Source organism: Pseudomonas sp. MF09156 (genome assembly GCF_059862305.1).
Genome location: NZ_JCBCUR010000001.1, coordinates 534,496 through 557,499, shown reverse-complemented (window position 1 = coordinate 557,499; position 23,004 = coordinate 534,496). Strand labels below are relative to the sequence as shown.

The window sequence follows — 23,004 nt, the reverse complement described above, 5'->3', positions numbered from 1 at the left end:
AAAGCTTGAGGTCAGATCGAGGCCCGACCATAACGATTGCGCTGATGCTATCAGAGACGCAGGCGCCCGCCACGACTGCGTGCCGTGCCAAGGCCGTGAGGCAGCAGGCTGGAGCGGGTGTGGGCATGGCAAATGGCGATGGCCAGGGCGTCAGAAGCGTCGATCTGCGGCTTGGAGGTGAGTTTGAGCATGTGCATGACCATCATCTGCACCTGCTCTTTATTCGCCGCGCCGGTGCCAACCACCGCCTGCTTGACCTGGGTCGCGGTGTATTCGGCGATTTCCATGCCCTCCTCCGCTCCGGCGACGATGGCGGCGCCGCGGGCCTGGCCCAGCTTGAGGGCCGAGTCGGCATTTTTGGCCATGAATACCTTTTCGATGCCCATGGTCACCGGCCCGTAGGTCTGGATCACTTCACGTACGCCGCGATAGACGATCTGCAAACGCTCGGCCAGCTCCCCGGCGCCGGTACGGATACATCCCGACGCCACGTAGATACAGCCACGCGGGGTCTGCTGCACCACGCCAAAGCCGGTGATGCGCGAACCGGGGTCGATACCTAGGATTAAAGTCATAACGCCTGCAGGTTGGGTAAACACATTTTTTGATACAGCGAAGATCCAATGTGGGAGCGGGCTTGCTCGCGAAAGCGGTGCTTCAGTCAACGCATGTACTGACTGACAAACCGCTTTCGCGAGCAAGCCCGCTCCCACATTATGGTCTACACCAGCCTTCAGACTAGCTGTGCGGCCACGTCTTCTGGAATGTCGGCGTTGGAGTAGACGTTCTGCACATCATCCAGGTCTTCAAGCATGTCCAGCATCTTGAGCACCTTCTGCGCGCCGTCCAGGTCCAGTTCGGCGCTGGTGGTCGGCAGCATGACGATTTCCGCGTCGGTGCCTTTGAAACCCGCCGCTTCCAGGGCGTTACGCACCGCGTAGAAGCCGGCAAACGAGGTGAATACGTCGATGGAGCCGTCTTCGTTGGTCACCACATCGTCGGCATCCGCCTCCATCGCAGCTTCCATCAGCGCGTCTTCATCGGTGCCTGGCGCGAAGGTAATCTGGCCCTTGCGCTCGAAGAGATAGGCTACCGAACCATCCGTACCCAGGTTGCCGCCACACTTGCTGAACGCATGGCGTACGGCCGCCGCGGTACGGTTGCGGTTGTCGGTCATGCACTCAACCATCACCGCAACGCCGCCCGGGCCGTAGCCTTCATAGGTCAGTTCGACCATATCGTCGGTATCGGCCGCACCGGCCCCACGGGCCACGGCGCGGTCGATGATGTCGCGGCTCATGTTGGCGCCCAGGGCCTTGTCCAGCGCCAGGCGCAGGCGTGGGTTGGAGCCAGGATCACCGCCGCCCTGGCGGGCAGCGACGGTCAGTTCACGAATCCACTTGGTGAAGATCTTGCCTTTCTTGGCATCCTGACGCTCTTTGCGGTGCTTGATGTTCGCCCACTTGGAATGGCCAGCCATAACACAACTCCGAAATTCTCTAGAAACCTTTCAATCCCGCCCAAGGCGAGATTTCCCTCTTTTAAACGCAAAGGCGCATCCGAAGATGCGCCTTTTTGACTGCGTACAACCTTATCGCGCTTTCACGCCGCAGCCTTACTCAGCCTTCGGCGCCTCGCGCAGACGGATGTGCAGCTCGCGCAGTGCCTTGGCATCCACCACACCTGGAGCCTGGGTCATGACGTCCGCAGCACTCTGGGTTTTCGGGAAGGCAATCACTTCACGGATCGACTGGGCACCGGTCATCAGCATCACCAGGCGGTCAAGGCCGAAGGCCAGGCCGCCGTGGGGTGGAGCACCGTATTTCAGGGCGTCGAGCAGGAAGCCGAACTTCTCTTCCTGTTCCGCTTCGTTGATGCCCAACAGGCGGAACACCGACTGCTGCATCTCTTTGCGGTGGATACGGATCGAACCGCCACCCAGCTCGGTGCCGTTGAGCACCATGTCGTAGGCACGGGACAGGGCGCCAGCCGGGTTGGCTTCCAGTTCCTGCGGCGTGCACTTGGGTGCGGTGAACGGGTGATGCAGGGCGCTGAAGCTGCCGTCGTCGTTCTCTTCGAACATCGGGAAGTCGACGACCCACATCGGTGCCCACTTGCACGTCAGCAGGTCGAGGTCGTGGCCCAGCTTGATCCGCAGCGCGCCCAGGGCTTCGCTGACGATCTTGGCCTTGTCGGCGCCGAAGAACACGATATCGCCATCGACTGCGCCAACGCGATCGAGGATCACATTGAGCTTGTCTTCCGGGATGTTCTTGACGATTGGCGACTGCAGGCCTTCAACACCCTTGGCGCGCTCGTTGACCTTGATGTAAGCCAGGCCCTTGGCGCCGTAGATGCCGACGAACTTGGTGTAGTCGTCGATCTGTTTGCGCGGCATGCTCGCCCCGCCTGGCACACGCAGTGCGGCGATGCGGCATTTCGGATCGTTGGCCGGGCCGCTGAATACCTTGAAGTCGACTTCCTTGAGCTGGTCGGCAACGTCGACCAGCTCCAGCGGGTTGCGCAGGTCTGGCTTGTCGGAACCGTAGCGGCGCATGGCTTCTTCGAAGGTCATGTGCGGGAACTCGCCGAATTCCAGGTCCAGCACTTCCTTGAACAGGTTGCGGATCATTTCTTCGGTCAGGCCCATGATCTCTTTTTCATCGAGGAAGCTGGTCTCGATGTCGATCTGGGTGAATTCCGGCTGGCGGTCGGCGCGCAGGTCTTCGTCGCGAAAGCACTTGGCGATCTGGTAGTAGCGGTCGAAGCCAGCGACCATCAGCAGTTGCTTGAACAGCTGCGGCGATTGCGGCAAGGCGAAGAAGCTACCGGCGTGGGTACGACTTGGCACCAGGTAGTCACGTGCGCCTTCTGGCGTAGCACGGGTCAGGATCGGGGTCTCGACGTCCAGGAAGCCGTTCTCGTCGAGGAAGCGACGGATGCTGGTGGTCATGCGCGAGCGCAGGCGCAGCTTCTCGGCCATTTCCGGACGACGCAGGTCGAGGAAGCGATAACGCAGGCGGGTTTCTTCGCCAACGTCGGAGAACTCGTTGAGTGGGAACGGCGGGGTTTCCGACTCGTTAAGCACTTCCAGCTCGTAGCCCAGGACTTCGATCATGCCCGACGCCATGTTGGCGTTGGTGGCACCGGCCGGACGCAGGCGAACCTTGCCGGTGATTTTCACGACGTATTCGCTGCGCACGCGGTCAGCGGCGGCGAAGCTCTCGGCGCGATCCGGGTCGAATACCACCTGGGCCAGACCGTCACGATCACGGATATCGAGGAAAATCACCCCGCCATGGTCGCGGCGACGGTGAACCCATCCGCAAAGGGTGATTTCCTGACCTTCCAGGGTCTCGTTCAGTTGGCCGCAATAGTGGCTGCGCATCATGGTAGTGGTTTCACTTCTCGTAATTCGAAATTCGGTGGAGTTCCTGCTCGGACACCGCACCTATTAAGTCAGGCCACGGATAATGCAGGAGCTCGCGCGTAGAGTTCAACTCAGTCTGCTTTGTCGCCGCCCGCCAGATTCTTCTTGGCGCCGGTCTTGAAGTCCGTCTCGTACCAGCCGCTACCGCTCAGGCGAAAGCCCGGCATCGACAACATTTTTTTCAGCTCGGGCGCCTGGCAAGCAGGGCAATCGACCAACGGCGCGTCGCTGATCTTTTGAATGGCTTCCAACTGATGACCACAGGAAGCGCATTGGTAATCGTACATGGGCATGGAATATCTCGGCGATCACATCACTGCTGCGCCACGCTCCGTACCAGCCGGTATGCGCAGCAAAGGGCGAGATTATATCCGTTAAATCGAGGCTGTGCAGCCGTGGCAACGTGCAGCCCACTTAGACCAACACCTCTGCCCCCCTGATACGGGACAACCGGCCTACATCACGCCAGCCTGATCTGCGGCGCATACCTGCCCTTTCAACGCATGAACCACACAGACCACCCTGACTAGGCCGCTGAAATTCTTGACCCCGCCATAACGCAAGTGCACCTCACGATCCACATAGGACAGCAGCGCACTGACCGAACAGGTATTGATCCTGGCTATTTCACCAAGAATGTTCCAATAGACTTCTTCAAGCCGCAGGCATGTCGAAAAACCATTCAACCGGACAGAACGTGATAATGGCCGGGCCAACGCCATATCGAACCCTTTGACGAAGGGATCGATCTTTGTCTTGTAGACCCCGGAAGTTTCCAGCACACCTTTACTCATACTACGCGACATACACTTGACACTCCCTTGCCAAACGGCTCTTGAATACACGGCTGTTATTGGCCGTTGAGCCTATAAAACATCAAGCAGGCAAGTGCAGCCAGAAGACGGAGAGTCGCGACTCGTAGGACAAGCCAACGCATATATCAGGAAGCAATCAGGTGCAGCCAGCGGCGCCTGCCGGGCACCACTGGCCTGCAGGGCTTACTTGCCTTCGAGCAGCGAGCGCAGCATCCAGGCGGTTTTTTCGTGGATCTGCATGCGCTGGGTCAGCAGGTCCGCGGTCGGCTCGTCGCTGACTTTATCCAGCAACGGGAAGATCCCGCGTGCAGTTCGCGTAACCGCTTCCTGCCCATCGACAAGTTGCTTGATCATGTTTTCAGCGCTGGGTACGCCTTCTTCCTCCTTGATCGAAGACAGACGGGCATAGATAGAGTAAGCACCCGGCGCTGGAAAGCCCAGGGCACGAATACGTTCGGCAATGGAGTCAACTGCCAGCGCCAGTTCGTTATATTGCTCTTCAAACATCAAGTGCAATGTGCGAAATTGCGGCCCGGTAACGTTCCAATGGAAGTTATGGGTTTTCAAATACAGTACATAGGTATCTGAAAGCAGCCGTGAAAGTCCGTCAACAATGGATTTACGATCTTCTTCACTGATACCGATATCGATTGCCATGTCTATTCCCTTCAATTGATGAATATTCATTGATCAGGTGCTTACCCACTCTAGCAAGAGTGCTCGCCTTGCGCAGCCCTGCCGCCGCACTCGGCCTGCGGCAAATCGCCCCTTTGCAACGCGCTCGACCACGAGCGGCAAGGCCTGGCGCGGTGAAAAACACCCGCACCTGTCTAGGACAAGGGTTTGCCGCATAAATGCCATGATCTTCGCAACGCCTTGAAACGCTTGATTTGAGAAGGCACAGGCTTTGCTGTTAAATAGGCAGCGTGTCGCCACCGCTATTTCCTGCGGCAAGCGGCATAGGCTGAATAATCGCGCACGTGTCCAACGCCTCCCATTGTTCAGAAGCGAACCGTGCCAGTCAGCTCTTCCTTCGTGATCCGTCTTAACGTGAGTTAATCAAAATGTTGAAAATCGTCCACCTGCTAACGGGCGCTGCAGCTTTGCTGCTGTCCTTTATCCCGAGCCTGCAACCAGAAAGCCTGCCGTATCTGCAACAACACGACGCGCTGTACCTGGCTCTGTTCGGCCTTCTCAACCTGACGCTGGCGCCAGTGATCCCCTACTGGAACAAAGGCACACGCCATCAACTGCAAAACCTGGTCAGCGCACTGCTGGTGCTGACTGTCGTCGTACAAACCCTCACCCTCCTGGCCCCCATGCCTGAAGTCGGTGGCCATCCAGCCATCCTGCTCAGCCTGGCCATTGCCGTAGTCGCTATCGTTCTTCACCTGGCCATCAGCTTCTACCGTTCGTCTGCCCCGGCCTCCTCGCAAAACTACGATATGACCAACCGGGATACCGGGACCGTCAAGTGGTTCAACACCTCCAAAGGCTTCGGTTTTATTTCCCGGGATTCGGGCGACGATATCTTCGTCCACTTCCGAGCCATTCGCGGCGAAGGCCATCGTGTCCTGGTGGAAGGCCAGCGCGTGGAGTTCTCCGTGATGAACCGTGACAAAGGCCTGCAAGCTGAAGACGTGATCGCCGCCCTGCCGCGTCGCTGATCCCAGAACAGGCCCGAAAAAAAAACCGCGATGCAGTTGATACTGCATCGCGGTTTTTTATCGCCGGGAGTTTACCCGCCCCCTTAATAATGAGGCGGCGGCGCTTCTTCCTCGGAGGATTCGAACTGCCCGCCCATTTCTTCCTGACGCTTGAGTAAGGCCGTCATCTGCAATTGCAGGCGTTCTACCGCTCGTTGCTGGGCAACCAGGATGTCATTCAAGGTCTCGATGGTGTCGTCCTGGAAAGCCAGGCGGCTCTCAAGGTCCATCACGCGGTCTTGCAGGTCCATGGCTCAGTCCTGGGCAAAAGTGAATTCGGGCGGCAACAACTCGCGCAGGCGGGTACGAATCAGCGCGACCTGAGCGTCGGTATAAGGCACCGCCGGGTGCTTGCCCCAGACGGGGGCAGGCCAAGCCGCATCGTCGCGTTTGCGCACAATCACGTGCACATGCAGCTGGTTGACCACGTTACCCAGGGCGCCAATGTTCATTTTATCGGCGCCAAACCCGTCATTGAGCAACCGCGCCAACGTCGTGGTTTCTTGCCACAGGCGGGACTGGTCGTCCGCGTCGAGCTGGAACACTTCGCTGATACCGGCAATGCGCGGCACCAGGATAAGCCAGAGGTAGTTAGAGTCATTGGACAGCAGCAGCCGGCACAGGGGGAATTCCCCGATGGGCAAGGTGTCGTTTTGCAGACGTGGATCCAAGGCGAACACCGCAGGCACTCCGTTCGGCTAGTCAGTTTCAGGCGCCCAGCATACCTGCGAATGGCGGCTGCTTCACGGGGCAATCCGCGCGCGCGCCATGGGCAATCGCGCGACCGGGCACCGACGCACCAAAATGAGTCTTTTATGCCCCGCATCGGGCAGGGCCTATCCGCCGATTACTCACCGTGCAGGGTGAACCGGTAACATTTCTGACAGAAACACATTTTTATCCGTTCGAAATCCCGCACAGCCGAGGCCCTGAATTCCAAAAAAAACCACGCAAAAGCCCCGTGCCCAGGCGGTTTTCACAGACCCAGCACATTTTTCACGAAAAAATGACATCTGCCCGACAGTTTGAGCACGCTTGTTGCATTCACTCCCCTATCGTCGACAACGGCACCTGCCAGGAAGGCAGTGCTTCACGATAAAAACAACAGTGAGTCAATACAAAAACAGGAAGTTTTAAACTTTGAACAGGGTACTTTGCACCTCTGTCCAGGGTATTAAAAACAGTATTGAAGTTGTCAGTCTGGTTACAAGCAGACTGTAGATTTGCGACATGGATCTAGCAATTTACGACAGCCTCGTAAAGAAGCTGAAAGGACAGATGTGCAAGTATCGCCAATTATTGCCAGCGTGCTATAAGTTTGCGCTGTCACAAAAAAGAAAGAGCCGCCCAGACAAAAATATAGGTGGGACGGCAGTACTCTTCCTAAAACCAAAGGAGCAAATCACGATGCGCGTGATGAAGTGGAGCATGATCGCCCTCGCTGTTTCAGCAGGCACCTCACAGTTCGCAATGGCGTCCGCCCAAGACGATGCCAAGGGCTTTGTCGAAGACAGTACCTTCAGCATCAATACCCGCACCCTGTACTTCAGCCGAGACAACCGCAACAACAAGTCGGGCACAAGCTACACCCGGGAAACCGGCCTGGGCTTCAACGGTTTGTACCAGTCGGGCTTCACCCAGGGCACCATCGGTGTGGGTGTTGACGTTATCGGCCTGCTCGGCGTGAAACTGGACAGCGGCAGAGGCCGTAATGGCACTGGCTTGTTCCCGGAAGGTTCGGATGGCCGCTCAGAGGATGAATACTCCAAGGGCGGCGGCGCCATCAAGTTCCGCCTCTCCAATACCGTGCTGAAAGTCGGCGACCAGTACACCACCGCACCGGTATTCGCATCCGACGACAGTCGCTTGCTGCCAGAGCTGCCACAAGGTATCTCGATCGTCAGTAACGAGATCAAGGACCTCAAGCTGGAAGCCGGTCACTTCACTTCCAGCGTGGCCCAGGCGCAGACCTTCAAGGACAGTATTCTCGACTTCCCTGAAACCTCCCGAGGCATCAAGCAAGCCAATTTCGTAGGCGGCACCTACGGTTGGACGCCTGAGTTCACCACCAGCCTCTACTACTCGAAAGTCGAAGACTACTGGCGCAAATACTACGCCAACGTCAACTGGACCCACGCCCTGAGCGATGACCAGTCGGTGGCCGTAGACTTCAACATCTACGACACCAAGAGCGACGGTGCCGGCCTGCAACGCGCCTACAAAGACGACGTTACCAAACTCGACAACCGCGCGTTCAGCTTGCAGGGTGCCTACACCATCGGTGCACACACCTTCACCCTGGCGGCCCAGAAGGTTACTGGTGACGGCGACTACGGCTACGGCATCGACGGCGGCGGCACAGTGTTCCTGGCCAACTCCATTGCACGTTCCGACTTCAACGCCGAAGGCGAGAAATCCTTCAAGGCCCGTTACGACCTCGACATGGCCACCTTCGGTGTACCTGGCCTGAGCTTCCTGGCTGCGTACGTCACCGGTAGCGGCGCCAACACCGCCCTGACCTCGAACGGCAAAGAATGGGAACGCGATCTTGAAGCCAAGTACGTGATCCAGAGCGGCCCGGCCAAAGACCTGAGCCTGCGTATTCGCCAAGCGACTTATCGTTCGTCTGATGGCGTTTACTACGGTTCTTCGTCCATCGATGAACTGCGTCTGATTGCGCAATACCCGTTGAACATCTTGTAATCAAAGATGCCCGAGGGCTTCGGCCCTTAATGAAAAAGCCGCTCACTTTTAACCAGTGAGCGGCTTTTTTATTGCACTTTTATTTCTGCGACCTTGATAACTAGCAAGCTAACTATCAAGTTTATTATCGAGACAAAACCTGACTCTTCAGCCAAGTTAAATCCCTGCACCCGTTCTTATTTGGCAGGCGCTTCTTGCATCACGCGAATAACGCGCTGCGGGAACGGGATATCAATTCCGGCCGCTTTCAAACGGTCCCGCGCCAGTTCATTGAACATGAACATCACGTCCCAATAATCCGCAGTCTTGGTCCATACACGCAGGGAAACGGTGATCGAACTGTCGCCCAGGGTCGAAACCACTGCGACAGGCTCGGGATCCGCCAGAACCCGTGGATCCTTGGCCAATTCCAGCAGCACTTGACGGGCTTTCTGCAAATCGGCTTCGTAGTCGACACCCACGTCAAACACCACCTTGCGGGTTGGCTGGCGATTGGTGTTGGTGATGATGCCGTTGGACAAGATGCCGTTAGGCACAATGACCGTCTTGTTATCGCCGGTACGGATCACCGTGTGGAAGATCTGGATGCTATCGACGGTACCCGCCGTGCCCTGGGCTTCGATCCAGTCACCGATACGGAACGGGCGGAACAGCAGAATCAGCACGCCACCGGCAAAGTTGGCCAGGCTACCTTGCAATGCCAGGCCAATGGCCAGGGTCGCGGCACCGATCGCGGCGACAAACGAGGTGGTTTCGACTCCGATCATCGAGGCTACGCTGACGATCAGCATCACCTTGAGCACGATGTTCGCAAGGCTGGTCACAAAGCCCTGCAACGCCAGGTCCGCATTGCGCAGGGCCAGCAGGCGCCCTACCTTGTGGGTCAGCTTGTTGATCAGCCACCAGCCAATGGCCAGGGTCAATACCGCCAGCAATACGCGGCTGCCGTATTCCATGATCATCGGGACCCAGGCTTGGGAAGCCTTGATCAATTGATCCACTTCAGCGTTCAAATCCATCTAGATTCTCCTGTCTAGCACTGCAAATAAAGGTCGCCACAGCAATTGAGCCCCGAAGGGCTCAATCGTTTCTGCAGGTTCTGGGGCGTGGGACGTCGAAAAGCCCCGCGGGTTCCCCAAAACCGGATCAGTCGCGGAAGTTATTGAACTGCAGCGGCATATCGAAGGTCTTGGCGCGCAGGGCGGCAATCGCCTCCTGCAAGTCGTCGCGCTTCTTGCCAGTGATACGCACCTGCTCGCCCTGGATTGCGGCCTGGACCTTGAGCTTGGCATCCTTGACGTGAGCGACGATCTTCTTCGCCAGCTCCTTGTCGATACCTTCCTTGAGCACGGCCTCCTGCTTCATCAACTTGCCCGACGCATAGGCATCCTTGACTTCAAGGCATTGCACGTCGATTTTGCGCTTGACCAGGGCCAGCTTGAGGATCTCGATCATCGCTTCGAGCTGGAAATCGGCTTCAGCGGTCAGGTTGACCGTCAGTTCCTTTTCCTTGAACTCGAAGCTGCCCTTGCCTTTCAAGTCATAACGACGGTCCAGCTCCTTGACGGCGTTCTCGACGGCGTTGGTGACTTCGTGCTTGTCCAGTTCAGATACCACGTCGAACGACGGCATGTAGTTTCTCCAATAAAAAAGGGGCGCGGCTCAGTAGAGATGGAGCACGCCTGGCTTGCGGGTAAAATGCCGGGGCATTATAACGACTCTTTACCCTGAGCTGCTTGGCTCACCCAGCGGCTTACGGAGCAAAATTGATGTCCACCACCTGGCATGTCCTCGGCGCAGGCAGTCTCGGCACATTATGGGCCACACGCCTGGCCCGCGCAGGCCTGCCCGTTACGCTGATCCTGCGAGACCAGGCGCGCCTGGCCCGCTACCGGGCAGCGCCGGGGCTGACCCTGGTCGAGCAAGGGCATGCCCAGACTTATCCGGTGACGGCACAAACATCCGACAGCCCCGAGCCGATTGATCGCCTACTGGTCGCGTGTAAAGCCTACGACGCACCTGGTGCCGTCGCTCAGTTGGCCCAACGCCTGACACCCAACGCCGAGGTGATCCTGCTGCAGAACGGCCTGGGCAGCCAGGACGCGGTTGCCGCGCAACTGCCCCAGGCGCGTTGCATCTTCGCTTCCAGCACCGAGGGTGCGTTTCGCCAGAACGATGGCAGCGTAGTGTTCGCCGGCCATGGCTTTACCTGGCTGGGTGACGCCACCCATCCCACGGCGCCGCTGTGGCTGGACGACTTGCAAGCCGCCGGCATTCCCCACCAGTGGAGCACCGATATCCTCACGCGCCTGTGGCGAAAACTGGCACTCAACTGTGCGATCAATCCTCTGACTGTGCTCTATCAATGCCGCAATGGCGGACTACAGGCGCACCAATGCGAAGTAGCGACCTTGTGCGCCGAACTCGCCGAGCTGCTGGAGTGCTGCGGCCAGCCGGCGGCAGCCCAGGATTTGCAAACCGAAGTGGAGCGGGTGATCCAGGCGACGGCGGCGAACTTCTCGTCGATGTACCAGGATGTGGCCAACGGGCGGCGTACCGAGATCAGCTATCTGCTCGGCCATGCCTGCCAGGCGGCCTTGCGCCATCGCCTGAGCTTGCCACACCTGCAACAACTGCAGGTGCGCCTGGCCGGTTACCTGGACGCACGCGGATTGCCCCGCGACTGAGGCACGCGCTACCCTGCCGACTTGATCCTTGCCTGCGAACAACCTGATGCCACTGCGCCAGCGTCTCGAAAATCTCCCCGTTGGGCAGAAACTGCTGGCGGCCCTGCTGGTACTGCTGACCACCGTGCTGCTGGTGGCCAACCTGACCTTTATCAGCGCCGCCTACTGGATCTCCCAGGAAAGCATGGCCCCGCAAGCCTTGCAGGCTATTGGCCGGCTGGTCTCCAACCCGGCCCTCGCCGCGCAAGCCCTGGATTCTCCCGCCAAGGCCGACGCCCTGCTCAACGAGCTGACCAGCTATTCGCCACTGCGGGCGGCGGCCCTGTATGACGGTGAAGGCAGTCGCCTGGCGCAGCTGCAACACGGCGACCGCCTGCAACTGCCGGCACACTACCGCGACATCGAAGCCTGGCGGGTCACCGAATTTCGCAGCAATCAAATCATCACCCTGCCCCGCCCCGGCTTGCCCTCGGGGCATTTGCTGCTGGTGGCGAGTAGCGAACTGCCGGTCGCCTTCTACACCGGCACCCTGACCGCCAGCCTCGGCATCCTGATTTTCAGCATCCTGCTGTGGCTGGTGATCGCCCGACAGATCAAGCGCCTGATTACCCGGCCCATCCATGAGCTGGAAGAATTGTCGCGCCAGGTCACCCGCGAGGAGAACTACGCCCTGCGGGCCGGGCGCGGAAACCATGACGAAATCGGCAGCCTGGCCGAAGCGTTCAATACCATGCTGTCACGCATCGAAGCCCGCGAGCAGCAGCTCAAACGTGCGCGCGACGACTCCCAGGCCGCCTATGACCAGGCCCAGGGCCTGGCCGAGGAAACACGGCATACCAACCGCAAGCTGGAGCTGGAAGTCCAGGTTCGCAGCAAAATCGAGAAAAAACTCACCGGTTTCCAGAATTATCTGAACAGCATCATCGACTCCATGCCATCTGCCTTGATCGCCCTGGACGAGCAGCTCTACGTCACCCAATGGAACCAGGAAGCCAGTGCCCTGTCCGGCACACGCCTGGGCGAAGCCCTGAACCAGCCGATCTTCCTTGCCTTCGAGCCGCTCAAGCCCTACCTGCCGCAGCTCAAGGCCGCGGTGGAACAGCACACGGTGGAGCGCATCGAGCGTGTCACCTGGGTCAAGGACGACGAGCCCAAGCACTATGCCCTGACCTTTTACCCGCTGATGGGCGGCGCCGGGCGCGGGGTGGTGATCCGCATCGATGACATCACCCAGCGTCTGTCCCTGGAAGAGATGATGGTGCAGTCAGAAAAAATGCTGTCGGTCGGCGGGCTGGCAGCGGGCATGGCCCACGAGATCAACAACCCCCTGGGGGCGATCCTGCATAACGTGCAAAACATCCGGCGGCGGCTGTCGGCGGACCTCCCGAAAAACCAGGAGCACGCCGAGCAGGTGGGCGTGGAACTGGAGACGGTCAACCGCTACCTGCAAAGCCGCGAAGTACCGCAACTGCTCGACGGCATCCAGCAAGCCGGGGCCCGTGCGGCAAAAATCGTCACCCATATGCTCAGTTTCAGCCGCCGCAGCAATCGCCAGATGGCACCTTGCGACCTGCCAGCGTTGATCGACCAAGCGGTAGAAATTGCCGGTAACGACTTCGACCTGGCCATCGGCTTCGACTTCAAGGGCCAGGCAATCATCCGCCAGTTCGATCCTTTGCTGGGCCCGGTGCCTGGCACCGCCAACGAGCTGGAGCAGGTGCTGCTCAACCTGCTGAAAAACGCCGCCCAGGCCATCCACCTGCGCGAAGACGACAGCGAGCCGGGGCGCATCATCCTGCGCACCCGGCTCAACCCACCATGGGCCGAGATCCAGGTAGAGGACAATGGCATCGGCATGAGTGAGAACGTGCGCAAGCGCACCTTCGAGCCCTTCTTCACCACCAAGGAAATCGGCCAGGGCACAGGGCTGGGCCTGTCGGTCTCGTACTTCATCATCACCAACAATCACAAGGGCCAGATGGAGGTTCACTCCACCCTGGGCCAGGGCACCTGTTTCACCTTGCGCCTGCCGTTGGCCGGCAGCCAGCTTGCCCCCCACGAACTGACTCAACTGGAGCACTGACCATGGGCTTTCGCCTGTCGAAAATTTACACCCGTACCGGCGACAAAGGCGAAACCGGCCTGGGTGACGGCCGCCGCGTGCCCAAGGATCACCCCCGGGTGGAGGCGATCGGAGAGGTGGACAGCCTCAACAGCCAATTGGGCCTGCTGCTGGCCGGGCTTGAGGAGCAAAGCGGCCAGCATCCGGCGTTGAAGGATGTGATCGAGGTACTGACACCCTGCCAGCATCGACTGTTTGACCTGGGTGGCGAATTGGCGATGCCGGTCTATAAGGCGCTCAATGCGGGCGAGGTGGACCGGCTGGAAGCGGCGATTGATCGCTGGAATGAGGAAGTGGGGCCGTTGGAAAACTTCATCCTGCCCGGTGGTTCGGCGCTGATTGCCCAGGCCCATGTGTGCCGTAGCCTGGCCCGCAGCGCCGAGCGGCGCTGCCAGCAATTGAATGCACTGGAGCCGTTGGAGGGGGTAGGTTTGGCGTACATCAACCGGCTATCGGATTTGCTGTTTGTGGCAGCAAGGGTGATTGCCAGGCGGCAAGGGGTTGCAGAGATTTTGTGGCAGGCGGCGGCTAAGCCGCACTGAGGTTATTGCTGGATTTTGTATTGCTTGAGCGGGCCTCATCGCGGGCAAGCCCGCTCCCACATTTTGATTTGTGAATACACTCCAATGTGGGGGATTTTGTGGCAAGCGGCTAGGCCGCACCGAGGTTAATGCTGGATTTTGTATTGCTTGAGCGGGCCTCATCGCGGGCAAGCCCGCTCCCACATTTTGATTTGTGAATACATTCCAATGTGGGAGCTGGCTTGCCTGCGATGGGGCCAGCACTGACGACTCACACCTCAGGCCAGAACGCCCGAATCCCCGCAACACCCTGCGCCCCGCTCTCCCAGGCCTTCTCCCGCTCGTCAGGCCCGACCCCACCCAACAGGAACACGGGCTTGCTGAAGCCTTTGATCAACTGCGCCGCCTGCTCCCAACCCAACGGCTGTGCATCAGGATGAGTCTGGGTCGGCTGCACCGGCGACAGGGTGACGAAGTCCACGTCCATCAATTCGGCCAATGCCAGTTCTTCGGCATTGTGGCAAGACGCCGCCAACCAGCGGTCCTTGGGCAACGGCCGGCCTTTGCTGGCGTATTTGCGCAGTTGCGCCGAAGTCATGTGCCATCCCGCCGCAGGGAAGTCGCCGAGCCATTCGAATGGCCCCTTGAGCATCAACTGCGCCTTGCCGGCACACAATCCCACTGCATCCACCGCCAGGTCGCGGTACTTGGGGTCGTAGCCATTGGGCGCGCGCAACTGAATCAGCTTGGTGCCACCGGCAATGGCTTTCTGGATACCGCGCAACAGCACCGGGGTTTCCAGTTCGCCTGGGGTGATCAGGTAGTCGGCGGGCAGGCGGGCAGCAGCGACGATTGGTGCGTTGGCCGCTGGAAACTCGTAGCTCTGCAAGTCCCGTGGCGCCACCCATTCAAGAGGCTGCCCTTCTGCGCCATGGGGCTCGCCGGTAAACGCCGAAACCTCCCAGACATCCAGCAGCACCTGCTTGTCCGGGTAATCATGCTGAACCTGGATCAACGGTCGTGCGGTAGTGACCTGGATACCCAGTTCCTCCTGCAGCTCTCGGCCCAGTGCGGCAAAAACCGATTCATCGGCCTCCACCTTGCCTCCTGGAAACTCCCATAGGCCGCCCTGGTGCTGGGTGTCTGCACGACGCGCGAGCAAAATCCGGCCATCGGTACCGCGAATGACTGCGGCTGCTACATGAACTCGTTTCACGGTATTACGTCCTCTAAGCCGGCGCCTGCCGGGGCATTGCCAATGCCCCGAACAGGTATCAGGTGCGGTATTCGGCGTTGATCTTCACGTACTCGTGGGACAGGTCGGTGGTCCAGATCGTTTCGCTGCACTCACCGCGCCCCAGTTCGATACGGATGGTGATTTCTTCCTGTTGCATCACCGCCGAGCCCTGGGCTTCGGTGTAGGTTTGGGCACGGGCGCCACGGCTGGCGATGCACACATCGCCGAGGAACACGTCGATCTTGCTCACATCCAGGTTCGGCACGCCGGCACGGCCAACCGCGGCGAGGATCCGGCCCCAGTTCGGGTCGGACGCAAACAGCGCGGTCTTGATCAGCGGCGAGTGGGCCACGGTGTAGCCGACATCCAGGCATTCCTGGTGATTGCCGCCGCCGTTGACTTCAACGGTGACGAACTTGGTCGCGCCTTCGCCGTCACGCACGATGGCCTGGGCCACTTCCATGCACACCTCAAATACTGCCTGCTTCAACGCCGCGAACAGCGGGCCGTTGGACGAGGTGATTTGCGGCAGGTTGGCTTTGCCGGTAGCAATCAACATGCAGCAATCGTTGGTCGAGGTATCGCCGTCGATGGTGATACGGTTGAACGACTTGTTGGCGCCATCGAGCATCAGGTTTTGCAGCACGTCCCGGGAGACGTTGGCGTCGGTGGCGATGTAGCCGAGCATGGTCGCCATGTTCGGGCGGATCATGCCCGCGCCTTTGCTGATGCCGGTCACGGTGACGGTCACGCCTTCATGCACGAACTGGCGGCTGGCGCCCTTGGGCAAGGTGTCGGTGGTCATGATCCCGGTGGCCGCTGCCGCCCAGTTATCCACGGACAGGTCGTCCAGCGCGGCTTGCAATGCGCCTTCGATTTTTTCCACGGGCAACGGCTCGCCGATCACCCCGGTGGAGTACGGCAGTACCTGGCTGGCGTCCACGCCGGTCAACTCCGCCAGCTTGGCGCAGGTGCGCGCAGCCGCAGCCAGGCCAGGCTCGCCGGTGCCGGCGTTGGCATTGCCGGTGTTGGTCAACAGGTAGCGCACCGGGCCTTCGACACGTTGCTTGGCGAGGATCACGGGCGCCGCGCAAAACGCGTTCAGGGTGAACACGCCGGCGATGGTCGAACCTTCGGCACAGCGCATCACTACCACGTCCTTGCGCCCGGGGCGCTTGATACCGGCCGAAGCGATACCGAGTTCAAAACCGGCAACCGGGTGCAACGTGGGCAAAGGACCAAGACCAACAGCCATGAATGCGCTCCTTAACGATGTGATGTCTGCACCGTCGTCGTCGACGGTGATTAAATGGCAAAACGCCGCGACGGCTGATGCCGGTCGCGGCGCGGGGTATTGCAGCTTCAGGCAAAAATCTTAATTGATTTCGCCGTGGCAGTGTTTGAACTTCTTGCCCGAACCGCACCAGCACGGCTCGTTGCGGCCCAGCTTCTGCTCATTGCGTACCGGCGCCTGGGCCAGGGCCACATCGACCTCTTCGCCCAACACTTGCGGCGACTCAAGGCCTGGTGCTTCGTCATGCTGGAACTGCATGCGCGCGGCAAGGGCTTCGGCTTCCTGACGCAGACGGGCTTCTTCCTCGATCGGGTCTTCGCGACGCACCTGAACATGGGACAGCACACGAATCGAATCGCGCTTGATCGAATCCAACAACTCGGAGAACAGCGTGAACGACTCGCGCTTGTACTCCTGCTTCGGGTTCTTCTGGGCGTAGCCACGCAGGTGGATGCCGTGACGCAGGTGGTCCATGGTCGACAAGTGGTCTTTCCACAGGTCGTCCAGCACACGCAGAACGATTTGCTTCTCGAAGGTGCGCAGCGCTTCGGCGCTGGCTTGCTCTTCTTTCTCGTTGTACGCGGCCAGCAGTTCGGCCATCAGTTTTTCGCGCAGGGTTTCTTCGTACAGGTGGTCGTCTTCGTCGAGCCATTGCTGGACCGGCAGATCGACACCGAAGTCGCTCTTCAACGCCGCTTCCAGGCCGGCAACATCCCACTGTTCAGGCAGGGACTGTGGCGGGATATGGGCGCTGACGGTGGCGTTGAGCACGTCCTGACGGAAGTCGGCGATGGTTTCGCCAATGTTGTCGGCGGCCAGCAACGTGTTACGCATGTGATAAATCACTTTACGCTGTTCGTTGTTGACGTCATCGAACTCCAGCAATTGCTTACGAATGTCGAAGTTGCGGCCTTCGACCTTGCGCTGGGCCTTTTCGATGGCGTTGGTCACCATGCGGTGCTCGATCGCTTCACCGGACTGCATGCCCAGGGCCTTCATGAAGTTCTTCACCCGATCCGAGGCGAAGATACGCATCAGGCTGTCTTCCAGGGACAGGTAGAAGCGGCTGGAACCGGCGTCGCCCTGGCGACCGGCACGGCCACGCAGCTGGTTGTCGATACGGCGCGATTCGTGACGCTCGGACGCGATCACCTGCAAACCACCGGATTCCAGCACCGCCTGGTGGCGTTTCTGCCAGTCGGCCTTGATCTGGGCGATCTGCTCAGGGGTCGGGTTGTCCAGGGAAGCCACTTCCACTTCCCAGTTGCCGCCCAACAGAATGTCGGTACCACGACCGGCCATGTTGGTGGCGATGGTCAGCGCGCCAGGGCGACCGGCCTGGGCAATGATCTCGGCTTCTTTTTCGTGGAACTTGGCGTTGAGGACCTTGTGCTCGATACCTTCCTTGTTGAGCAGGTTCGACATGTGCTCGGAGGTTTCGATGGTCGCAGTACCCACCAGGACCGGACGGCCTTGGGTCATGCACTCCTTGATGTCGGCGACGATGGCCGCGTATTTCTCGTCAGCGGTCAGGAACACCAGGTCGTTGTAGTCTTTACGCGCCAGCGGTTTGTTCGGTGGGATGACCATCACCGACAGACCGTAAATCTGGTGGAATTCGAACGCTTCGGTATCAGCGGTACCGGTCATGCCGGACAGCTTGTTGTACAGGCGGAAGTAGTTCTGGAAGGTGGTCGAGGCCAATGTCTGGCTCTCGGCCTGGATATTGAGCACTTCCTTGGCTTCGATGGCCTGGTGCAGGCCTTCGGACAAACGACGACCGGGCATGGTACGGCCGGTGTGTTCGTCGACCAGTACCACCTGGCCGTCCTGGACGATGTATTCAACGTTGCGGTGGAACAGCTTGTGGGCGCGCAGGCCGGCATACACGTGGGTCAGCAGGCCCAGGTTGTGTGCCGAGTACAGGCTTTCGCCTTCCGCCAGCAGGCCGATCTGGGTCAGCATCTCTTCGACGAACTGGTGACCGGCTTCGTTGAGCTCGACCTGGCGGGTCTTCTCGTCGATGGAGTAATGACCTTCTTTGGTCACCACGCCTTCCACTTCCTCGATATGTTGCTCAAGGCGCGGGATCAGCTTGTTGATCTCGGTGTACAGGCGCGAGCTGTCCTCGGCCTGGCCGGAGATGATCAGCGGGGTACGGGCTTCGTCGATGAGGATGGAGTCGACTTCGTCGATCACGGCAAAGTTGAGTTCGCGCTGGAATTTTTCTTCCATGCTGAACGCCATGTTGTCGCGCAGGTAGTCGAAACCGAATTCGTTGTTGGTGCCGTAGGTGATGTCGGCGGCGTAGGCGGCGCGCTTCTCTTCCGGCGGCTGGAACGGCGTTACCACGCCGACGGTCAGGCCGAGGAATTCATACAGCGGGCGCATCCAGTTGGCGTCCCGGCGGGCCAGGTAGTCGTTCACCGTCACAACGTGCACGCCCTTGCCGGACAGTGCGTTGAGGTAAACACCCAGGGTTGCTACCAGGGTCTTGCCTTCACCGGTACGCATTTCGGCGATCATGCCTTCATGCAGGGTCATGCCGCCGATCAACTGGACGTCGAAGTGGCGCATGCCCATCACCCGCTTACCGGCTTCGCGGGCGACCGCAAAGGCTTCGGGCAGCAGTTTGTCGAGGGTTTCACCTTTGGCTATGCGGGCCTTGAACTCTTCGGTCTTGGCGCGCAATTGCTCGTCCGACAAAGCAACCATCTGCTCTTCGAAGGCATTGACCAGCTGCACCGTCTTGAGCATGCGTTTGACTTCGCGCTCATTCTTGCTTCCAAAAAGTTTCTTTAACAAAGGCGCAAACATATCGGCAGGTTCTTCCACACATTAGGGATGAAGGGGCGCCCCGTAAGTCGCCCGAGCAGCCCTCACGGCCGCATGCGAACGAGCATTCTACCCGGAAACGAGGGTGAGGAAAGTGGCGTTGTTCCACGATGCAGACACAGCGTTACGGGAGGGCTTGTTTAAAATAAGGGCTTTTTGCTGAACTTCAACCCATTCGAGCGAGAAGTTACTTATTGATTTAATGGATAAACTGCTGACAAAGCAATGACCAAGGTGCCGCACACGCTTTCTGCTACCATGGCCGCTCTGTTACCTAAGGTGTCTAGATCATGGCATTTCGCCCTCTTACGGCCCGTGCTCCCGCCGTGTTGCTGCGCGAAGCCAAGCCATTAAAAGCCATCTTTGGCCATGCGCAACGCCTGGGCCACCTGCAACGCCTTCTGGAAACCCAACTACAACCTGCGGCCCGCGAGCACTGTCATGTGGCGTCATGGCGTGAAGGCACGCTACTGCTGATCGTCACCGATGGGCATTGGGCGACCCGCCTGCGCTACCAGCAAAAACGCTTGCAGCGCCAGTTACAGGCGTTTGATGTGTTTGCCAGCCTGCTGCGCATTCAGTTCAAGGTCCAGCCACCGACCGTACAGCAAGGTGCGGTGGGGCATACCATGGATTTGTCGGTGAATGCCGCCGAAACCATCCAGGCGACGGCGGACGGGATTAGCGATCCAAAGCTGCGTGCGGCGCTGGAGCGGCTGGCCAGTCATGGCAAGCCCAAGGCCTGAAACTGCACAACCCCAAGTAGGAGCGAGCTTGCTCGCGATTGCGGCGTGCCAGCCGGCACATGTATCGACTGAGACACCGCAATCGCGGGCAAGCCCGCTCCCACAATGGGTTGTATAGACCTTGATGGCTACTTACGCTTGCTACCGCCAAGCAAGGACCCCAGCAGCCCGCGCACCAACTGGCGGCCCATCTGGTTGGCCGCCTGCTGCATCGCAGACTTGAGGGCCTTGCCCGCGGTGGTTCCCAGGAACGCGCCGGCCTTGTCGGTGAAGCTCGGTTCTTCAGCGGCAGGCGCAGCAGTTGCCGCAGGTCCCAGCTCCTTGCGTGCCATCAGCACTTCATAGGCCGACTCACGATCAACCGGCTTGTCGTAGCGCCCCAAAAGCGACGAACTGGCGATCAAGGCCGTACGCTCTGCGGCGGTCAATGGCCCGATCCGTGATTGCGGCGGTGCCACCAGCACCCGTTGGACTACCTCAGGCGTGCCTTTTTCCTGCAGCGTGCCCACCAGCGCCTCACCCGTGCCCAGTTCGGTCAACACCGCCAGCGCATCAAACGCCGGGTTCGGCCGAAAACCATCGGCCACCGCCCGCAGGGATTTTTGTTCCTTGGTGGTGAATGCGCGCAGGCCATGCTGGATCCGCAAGCCCAACTGGGCCAGCACGTTGTCCGGCAAGTCGCCCGGCGATTGGGTGACAAAATATACCCCCACGCCTTTGGAGCGAATCAGCCGCACCACTTGTTCCAGGCGGTCCTGCAAGGCCTTGGGCGTATCGGCAAACAGCAAATGCGCCTCGTCGAAAAACAGCGCCAGCAGCGGCTTGTCGGCATCCCCGCGCTCCGGCAACTGCTCGAACAGCTCCGCCAGCAGCCACAGCAAAAAGGTCGCATAGACCTTGGGCGACTCGTGCACCAGGCGGCTGGCATCCAACAGATGAATGCGCCCTCGCCCATCGCTGGCCGGTTGCAGAATATCTTCCAGTTGCAGCGCCGGCTCGCCGAACAGGGCTTCGGCGCCCTGCTGCTCCAGCACGGCCAGGCGCCGCAGCAAAGCCTGGCTGGAGCCAGTGGTCATCAGGGCAGCGTCATCGCCCAGCAGCTCGGGATGGAACTTGAGGTGGTTGAGCAGGGCCTTGAGGTCCTTGAGATCCAGCAGCAGCAAGCCCTCGCGGTCTGCCACTTTAAACGCTGCATATAGGGTCGACTGCTGGCTGTCGGTCAACTCCAGCAGGCTGCCCAGCAACAGTGGGCCCATTTCGCTCAAGGTTGTACGAAGTGGATGACCAGACTGACCGTGGATATCCCACAGAGTTACCGGATATGCCTTAGGTGCGTAATTCAGGAAAGGCATGCCGGCAATCCGCTCGGCCACCTTGCCCTGGGGGTTGCCCGCGGCGCCGAGGCCACACAGGTCACCCTTGATATCGGCGGCGAACACCGCGACGCCAGCATCACTGAACGCCTCCGCCAGCCGCTGCAACGTCACGGTCTTGCCGGTGCCGGTGGCGCCGGCAATCAGGCCATGGCGATTAGCCAGGCGCATGGCCTGGGCAATGGGCTGGCCTTCAAGGTCTGCGCCAATAAGAAGTTGCGAGGAGTCAGGCATTTTGTCACCCATGGTTAATCTTTAGCGCTGCACGGTCGATACAGACAAAGCGAGAGACCCAAAAAGTCTAAAAAAGTTAGACCGGATAATTCCTGCAGGAGCAGATGGAAATATCACACTTTATTTAACGCTGCCATTTGTGCGTTTCCATAAAAGACGCGCCTCGGACATTAAGACCTTAGCGGACACGACGAGCCATGAATAAAAATCTGCGCTTCAGCCACAAAATCCTGCTTGCAGCCGCCCTTATCGTCATTGCCGCATTTGCGTTGTTCACGTTGTACAACGACTACCTGCAACGAAACGCGATTCGCGACGACCTCGACAGCTACCTGCATGAAATGGGCGGCGTCACCGCCAGCAATACCCAGAGCTGGCTGGCCGGGCGTATTGTCCTGGTGGAAAACGCCGCCCAGAACATCGCCATCAATCCCGAGCCGAGTGTGGTCGCCAACCTGCTCGAGCAGAAAGCCCTGACGTCATCGTTTATGGCAACCTACCTGGGTGACAGCAAAGGCGGCTTCACCATTCGCCCCGACGCGAAGATGCCCGACGGCTTCGACCCGCGTGCACGTCCCTGGTACAAAGGCGCCCAGGCCAGCAATGGCTCGACCCTGACCGAACCCTATATCGACGCGGCCACCGGCCAGTTGATCATTTCCATCGCCACCCCCAGCAGCCAGGCCGGGCGAAGCGTCGGCGTGGTGGGCGGTGACCTGAGCCTGCAAACCCTGGTGGACAACATCGGCGCCCTGAGCTTCGGCGGCATGGGCTATGCGTTCCTGGTCAGTGCCGACGGCAAGATTCTGGTGCACCCGGATAAAAGCCTGGTGATGAAGACCCTGGGCGAGGCGTACCCGAACCAGACCGTCAAGATCAGTGCTGACTTCAGCGAAATAGAGGTCGATGGCAAAACCCGCATCGTCACCTTTGCCCCGATCAAGGGCTTGCCGTCAGTGAACTGGTATATCGGTCTGTCAGTAGATAAAGACAAATCCTTCGCCATGCTCAGCGAATTCCGCACTTCGGCCATCATTGCCACCGCGATTGCCGTGGCGATCATCATTGCGTTGCTGGGTATGCTGATCCGCGTGCTGATGCAACCGCTGCATGTAATGACCCGGGCCATGGAAGACATCGCCGATGGCGAAGGCGACCTCACGCGCCGCCTGACGATCCAGAACCATGACGAATTCGGCATCCTCGGCAAAGCCTTCAACCGCTTTGTGGAACGGATTCACACATCGATTCGCGAAGTGTCCTCCGCCACCGGCCAGGTCAATGAAGTGGCGTTGCGCGTG

20 protein-coding genes and 1 pseudogene are annotated in these 23,004 nt (G+C 59.5%); 7 read left to right on the top strand and 14 right to left on the bottom strand.

Annotation, left to right across the window (positions count from 1 at the left end):
• Positions 1-50 precede the first annotated feature (50 nt).
• The 6 genes from ruvC to AC19YY_RS02505 form a co-directional block, all read right to left on the bottom strand.
• The gene (gene ruvC, locus AC19YY_RS02530; RefSeq protein WP_005790910.1) at positions 51-575 is read right to left on the bottom strand and encodes a crossover junction endodeoxyribonuclease RuvC; all 525 of its coding nucleotides are present in this window, start codon (positions 573-575) and stop codon (positions 51-53) included.
• A gap of 158 nt (positions 576-733) precedes the next feature.
• Positions 734-1,480, bottom strand: coding sequence for a YebC/PmpR family DNA-binding transcriptional regulator (locus tag AC19YY_RS02525; protein ID WP_038442836.1), 747 nt, complete (start codon positions 1,478-1,480; stop codon positions 734-736).
• 135 nt (positions 1,481-1,615) lie between these two features.
• Positions 1,616-3,391: an aspartate--tRNA ligase gene (gene aspS / locus AC19YY_RS02520; RefSeq protein ID WP_029300316.1), complete on the bottom strand. Its 1,776-nt coding sequence runs from the start codon at positions 3,389-3,391 to the stop codon at positions 1,616-1,618.
• 110 nt (positions 3,392-3,501) lie between these two features.
• Positions 3,502-3,723 carry an FmdB family zinc ribbon protein gene (locus AC19YY_RS02515; protein WP_057441377.1) on the bottom strand — a complete coding sequence of 74 codons (222 nt, stop codon included), beginning with the start codon at positions 3,721-3,723 and terminating at the stop codon, positions 3,502-3,504.
• Between the two features lie 162 nt (positions 3,724-3,885).
• On the bottom strand, positions 3,886-4,236 hold the full coding sequence (locus tag AC19YY_RS02510; RefSeq protein ID WP_169954664.1) for a ribbon-helix-helix domain-containing protein: 351 nt from the start codon (positions 4,234-4,236) through the stop codon (positions 3,886-3,888).
• Positions 4,237-4,428: 192 nt separating this feature from the next.
• The gene (locus tag AC19YY_RS02505; protein WP_029300319.1) at positions 4,429-4,902 is read right to left on the bottom strand and encodes a Dps family protein; all 474 of its coding nucleotides are present in this window, start codon (positions 4,900-4,902) and stop codon (positions 4,429-4,431) included.
• Positions 4,903-5,309: 407 nt separating this feature from the next.
• Here AC19YY_RS02505 and AC19YY_RS02500 point away from each other — a divergent pair, with 407 nt between their 5' ends.
• Positions 5,310-5,912 (top strand): cold-shock protein, encoded by a 603-nt coding sequence (locus AC19YY_RS02500; protein WP_169954663.1) that lies wholly within the window; start codon positions 5,310-5,312, stop codon positions 5,910-5,912.
• Positions 5,913-5,995: 83 nt separating this feature from the next.
• On the opposite strand, the gene AC19YY_RS02495 is transcribed toward AC19YY_RS02500, so the two are convergent.
• Both AC19YY_RS02495 and AC19YY_RS02490 read right to left on the bottom strand, forming a co-directional pair.
• Positions 5,996-6,202, bottom strand: a complete 207-nt coding sequence (locus AC19YY_RS02495) for a SlyX family protein (protein WP_057441383.1) — start codon at positions 6,200-6,202, stop codon at positions 5,996-5,998.
• A 3-nt stretch (positions 6,203-6,205) separates the two neighbouring features.
• Positions 6,206-6,631: an HIT domain-containing protein gene (locus AC19YY_RS02490; protein WP_492633635.1), complete on the bottom strand. Its 426-nt coding sequence runs from the start codon at positions 6,629-6,631 to the stop codon at positions 6,206-6,208.
• 727 nt (positions 6,632-7,358) lie between these two features.
• Here AC19YY_RS02490 and AC19YY_RS02485 point away from each other — a divergent pair.
• Positions 7,359-8,654, top strand: coding sequence for an OprD family porin (locus tag AC19YY_RS02485; RefSeq protein ID WP_169954661.1), 1,296 nt, complete (start codon positions 7,359-7,361; stop codon positions 8,652-8,654).
• Between the two features lie 176 nt (positions 8,655-8,830).
• Here AC19YY_RS02485 and AC19YY_RS02480 read toward each other — a convergent pair whose 3' ends face one another.
• Together AC19YY_RS02480 and AC19YY_RS02475 are read right to left on the bottom strand one after the other, a co-directional pair.
• The gene (locus AC19YY_RS02480) at positions 8,831-9,673 is read right to left on the bottom strand and encodes a mechanosensitive ion channel family protein (RefSeq protein ID WP_170041896.1); all 843 of its coding nucleotides are present in this window, start codon (positions 9,671-9,673) and stop codon (positions 8,831-8,833) included.
• Positions 9,674-9,800: 127 nt separating this feature from the next.
• Positions 9,801-10,286 carry a YajQ family cyclic di-GMP-binding protein gene (locus AC19YY_RS02475; RefSeq protein WP_007933288.1) on the bottom strand — a complete coding sequence of 162 codons (486 nt, stop codon included), beginning with the start codon at positions 10,284-10,286 and terminating at the stop codon, positions 9,801-9,803.
• A gap of 137 nt (positions 10,287-10,423) precedes the next feature.
• Here AC19YY_RS02475 and AC19YY_RS02470 point away from each other — a divergent pair, with 137 nt between their 5' ends.
• From AC19YY_RS02470 to AC19YY_RS02460, 3 genes are read left to right on the top strand one after another with little or no spacing between them, the layout of a single operon-like run.
• The gene (locus AC19YY_RS02470) at positions 10,424-11,341 is read left to right on the top strand and encodes a putative 2-dehydropantoate 2-reductase (RefSeq protein ID WP_500603833.1); all 918 of its coding nucleotides are present in this window, start codon (positions 10,424-10,426) and stop codon (positions 11,339-11,341) included.
• A gap of 46 nt (positions 11,342-11,387) precedes the next feature.
• The gene (locus AC19YY_RS02465; RefSeq protein ID WP_170057090.1) at positions 11,388-13,424 is read left to right on the top strand and encodes a sensor histidine kinase; all 2,037 of its coding nucleotides are present in this window, start codon (positions 11,388-11,390) and stop codon (positions 13,422-13,424) included.
• A 2-nt stretch (positions 13,425-13,426) separates the two neighbouring features.
• A complete protein-coding gene (locus tag AC19YY_RS02460; protein WP_032862480.1) occupies positions 13,427-14,005 on the top strand; it encodes a cob(I)yrinic acid a,c-diamide adenosyltransferase in 579 nt (192 codons plus the stop codon).
• Positions 14,006-14,255: 250 nt separating this feature from the next.
• Here the strand turns inward: AC19YY_RS02460 and AC19YY_RS02455 are convergent, their stop codons facing one another.
• The 3 genes from AC19YY_RS02455 to secA all read right to left on the bottom strand — a co-directional run bounded on the left by AC19YY_RS02455 (position 14,256) and on the right by secA (position 19,332).
• Positions 14,256-15,200 (bottom strand): Nudix family hydrolase, encoded by a 945-nt coding sequence (locus tag AC19YY_RS02455; RefSeq protein WP_170041893.1) that lies wholly within the window; start codon positions 15,198-15,200, stop codon positions 14,256-14,258.
• 58 nt (positions 15,201-15,258) lie between these two features.
• Positions 15,259-16,476: a bifunctional glutamate N-acetyltransferase/amino-acid acetyltransferase ArgJ gene (argJ, locus tag AC19YY_RS02450; protein ID WP_169954656.1), complete on the bottom strand. Its 1,218-nt coding sequence runs from the start codon at positions 16,474-16,476 to the stop codon at positions 15,259-15,261.
• A gap of 120 nt (positions 16,477-16,596) precedes the next feature.
• Complete coding sequence (gene secA, locus AC19YY_RS02445; RefSeq protein ID WP_169954655.1) at positions 16,597-19,332, bottom strand: preprotein translocase subunit SecA; 2,736 nt, start codon at positions 19,330-19,332, stop codon at positions 16,597-16,599.
• Between the two features lie 308 nt (positions 19,333-19,640).
• On the opposite strand from secA, the gene AC19YY_RS02440 reads away from it, so the two are divergent.
• Complete coding sequence (locus AC19YY_RS02440) at positions 19,641-20,096, top strand: DUF721 domain-containing protein (protein WP_169954654.1); 456 nt, start codon at positions 19,641-19,643, stop codon at positions 20,094-20,096.
• A 128-nt stretch (positions 20,097-20,224) separates the two neighbouring features.
• Here AC19YY_RS02440 and AC19YY_RS02435 read toward each other — a convergent pair whose 3' ends face one another.
• On the bottom strand, positions 20,225-21,703 hold the full coding sequence (locus tag AC19YY_RS02435; protein WP_500603942.1) for a helicase HerA-like domain-containing protein: 1,479 nt from the start codon (positions 21,701-21,703) through the stop codon (positions 20,225-20,227).
• Between the two features lie 197 nt (positions 21,704-21,900).
• Between AC19YY_RS02435 and AC19YY_RS02430 the strand changes: the two are divergent.
• Positions 21,901-22,932, top strand: a pseudogene (locus AC19YY_RS02430) (cache domain-containing protein); the annotation flags it as partial.
• Positions 22,933-23,004 lie beyond the last annotated feature (72 nt).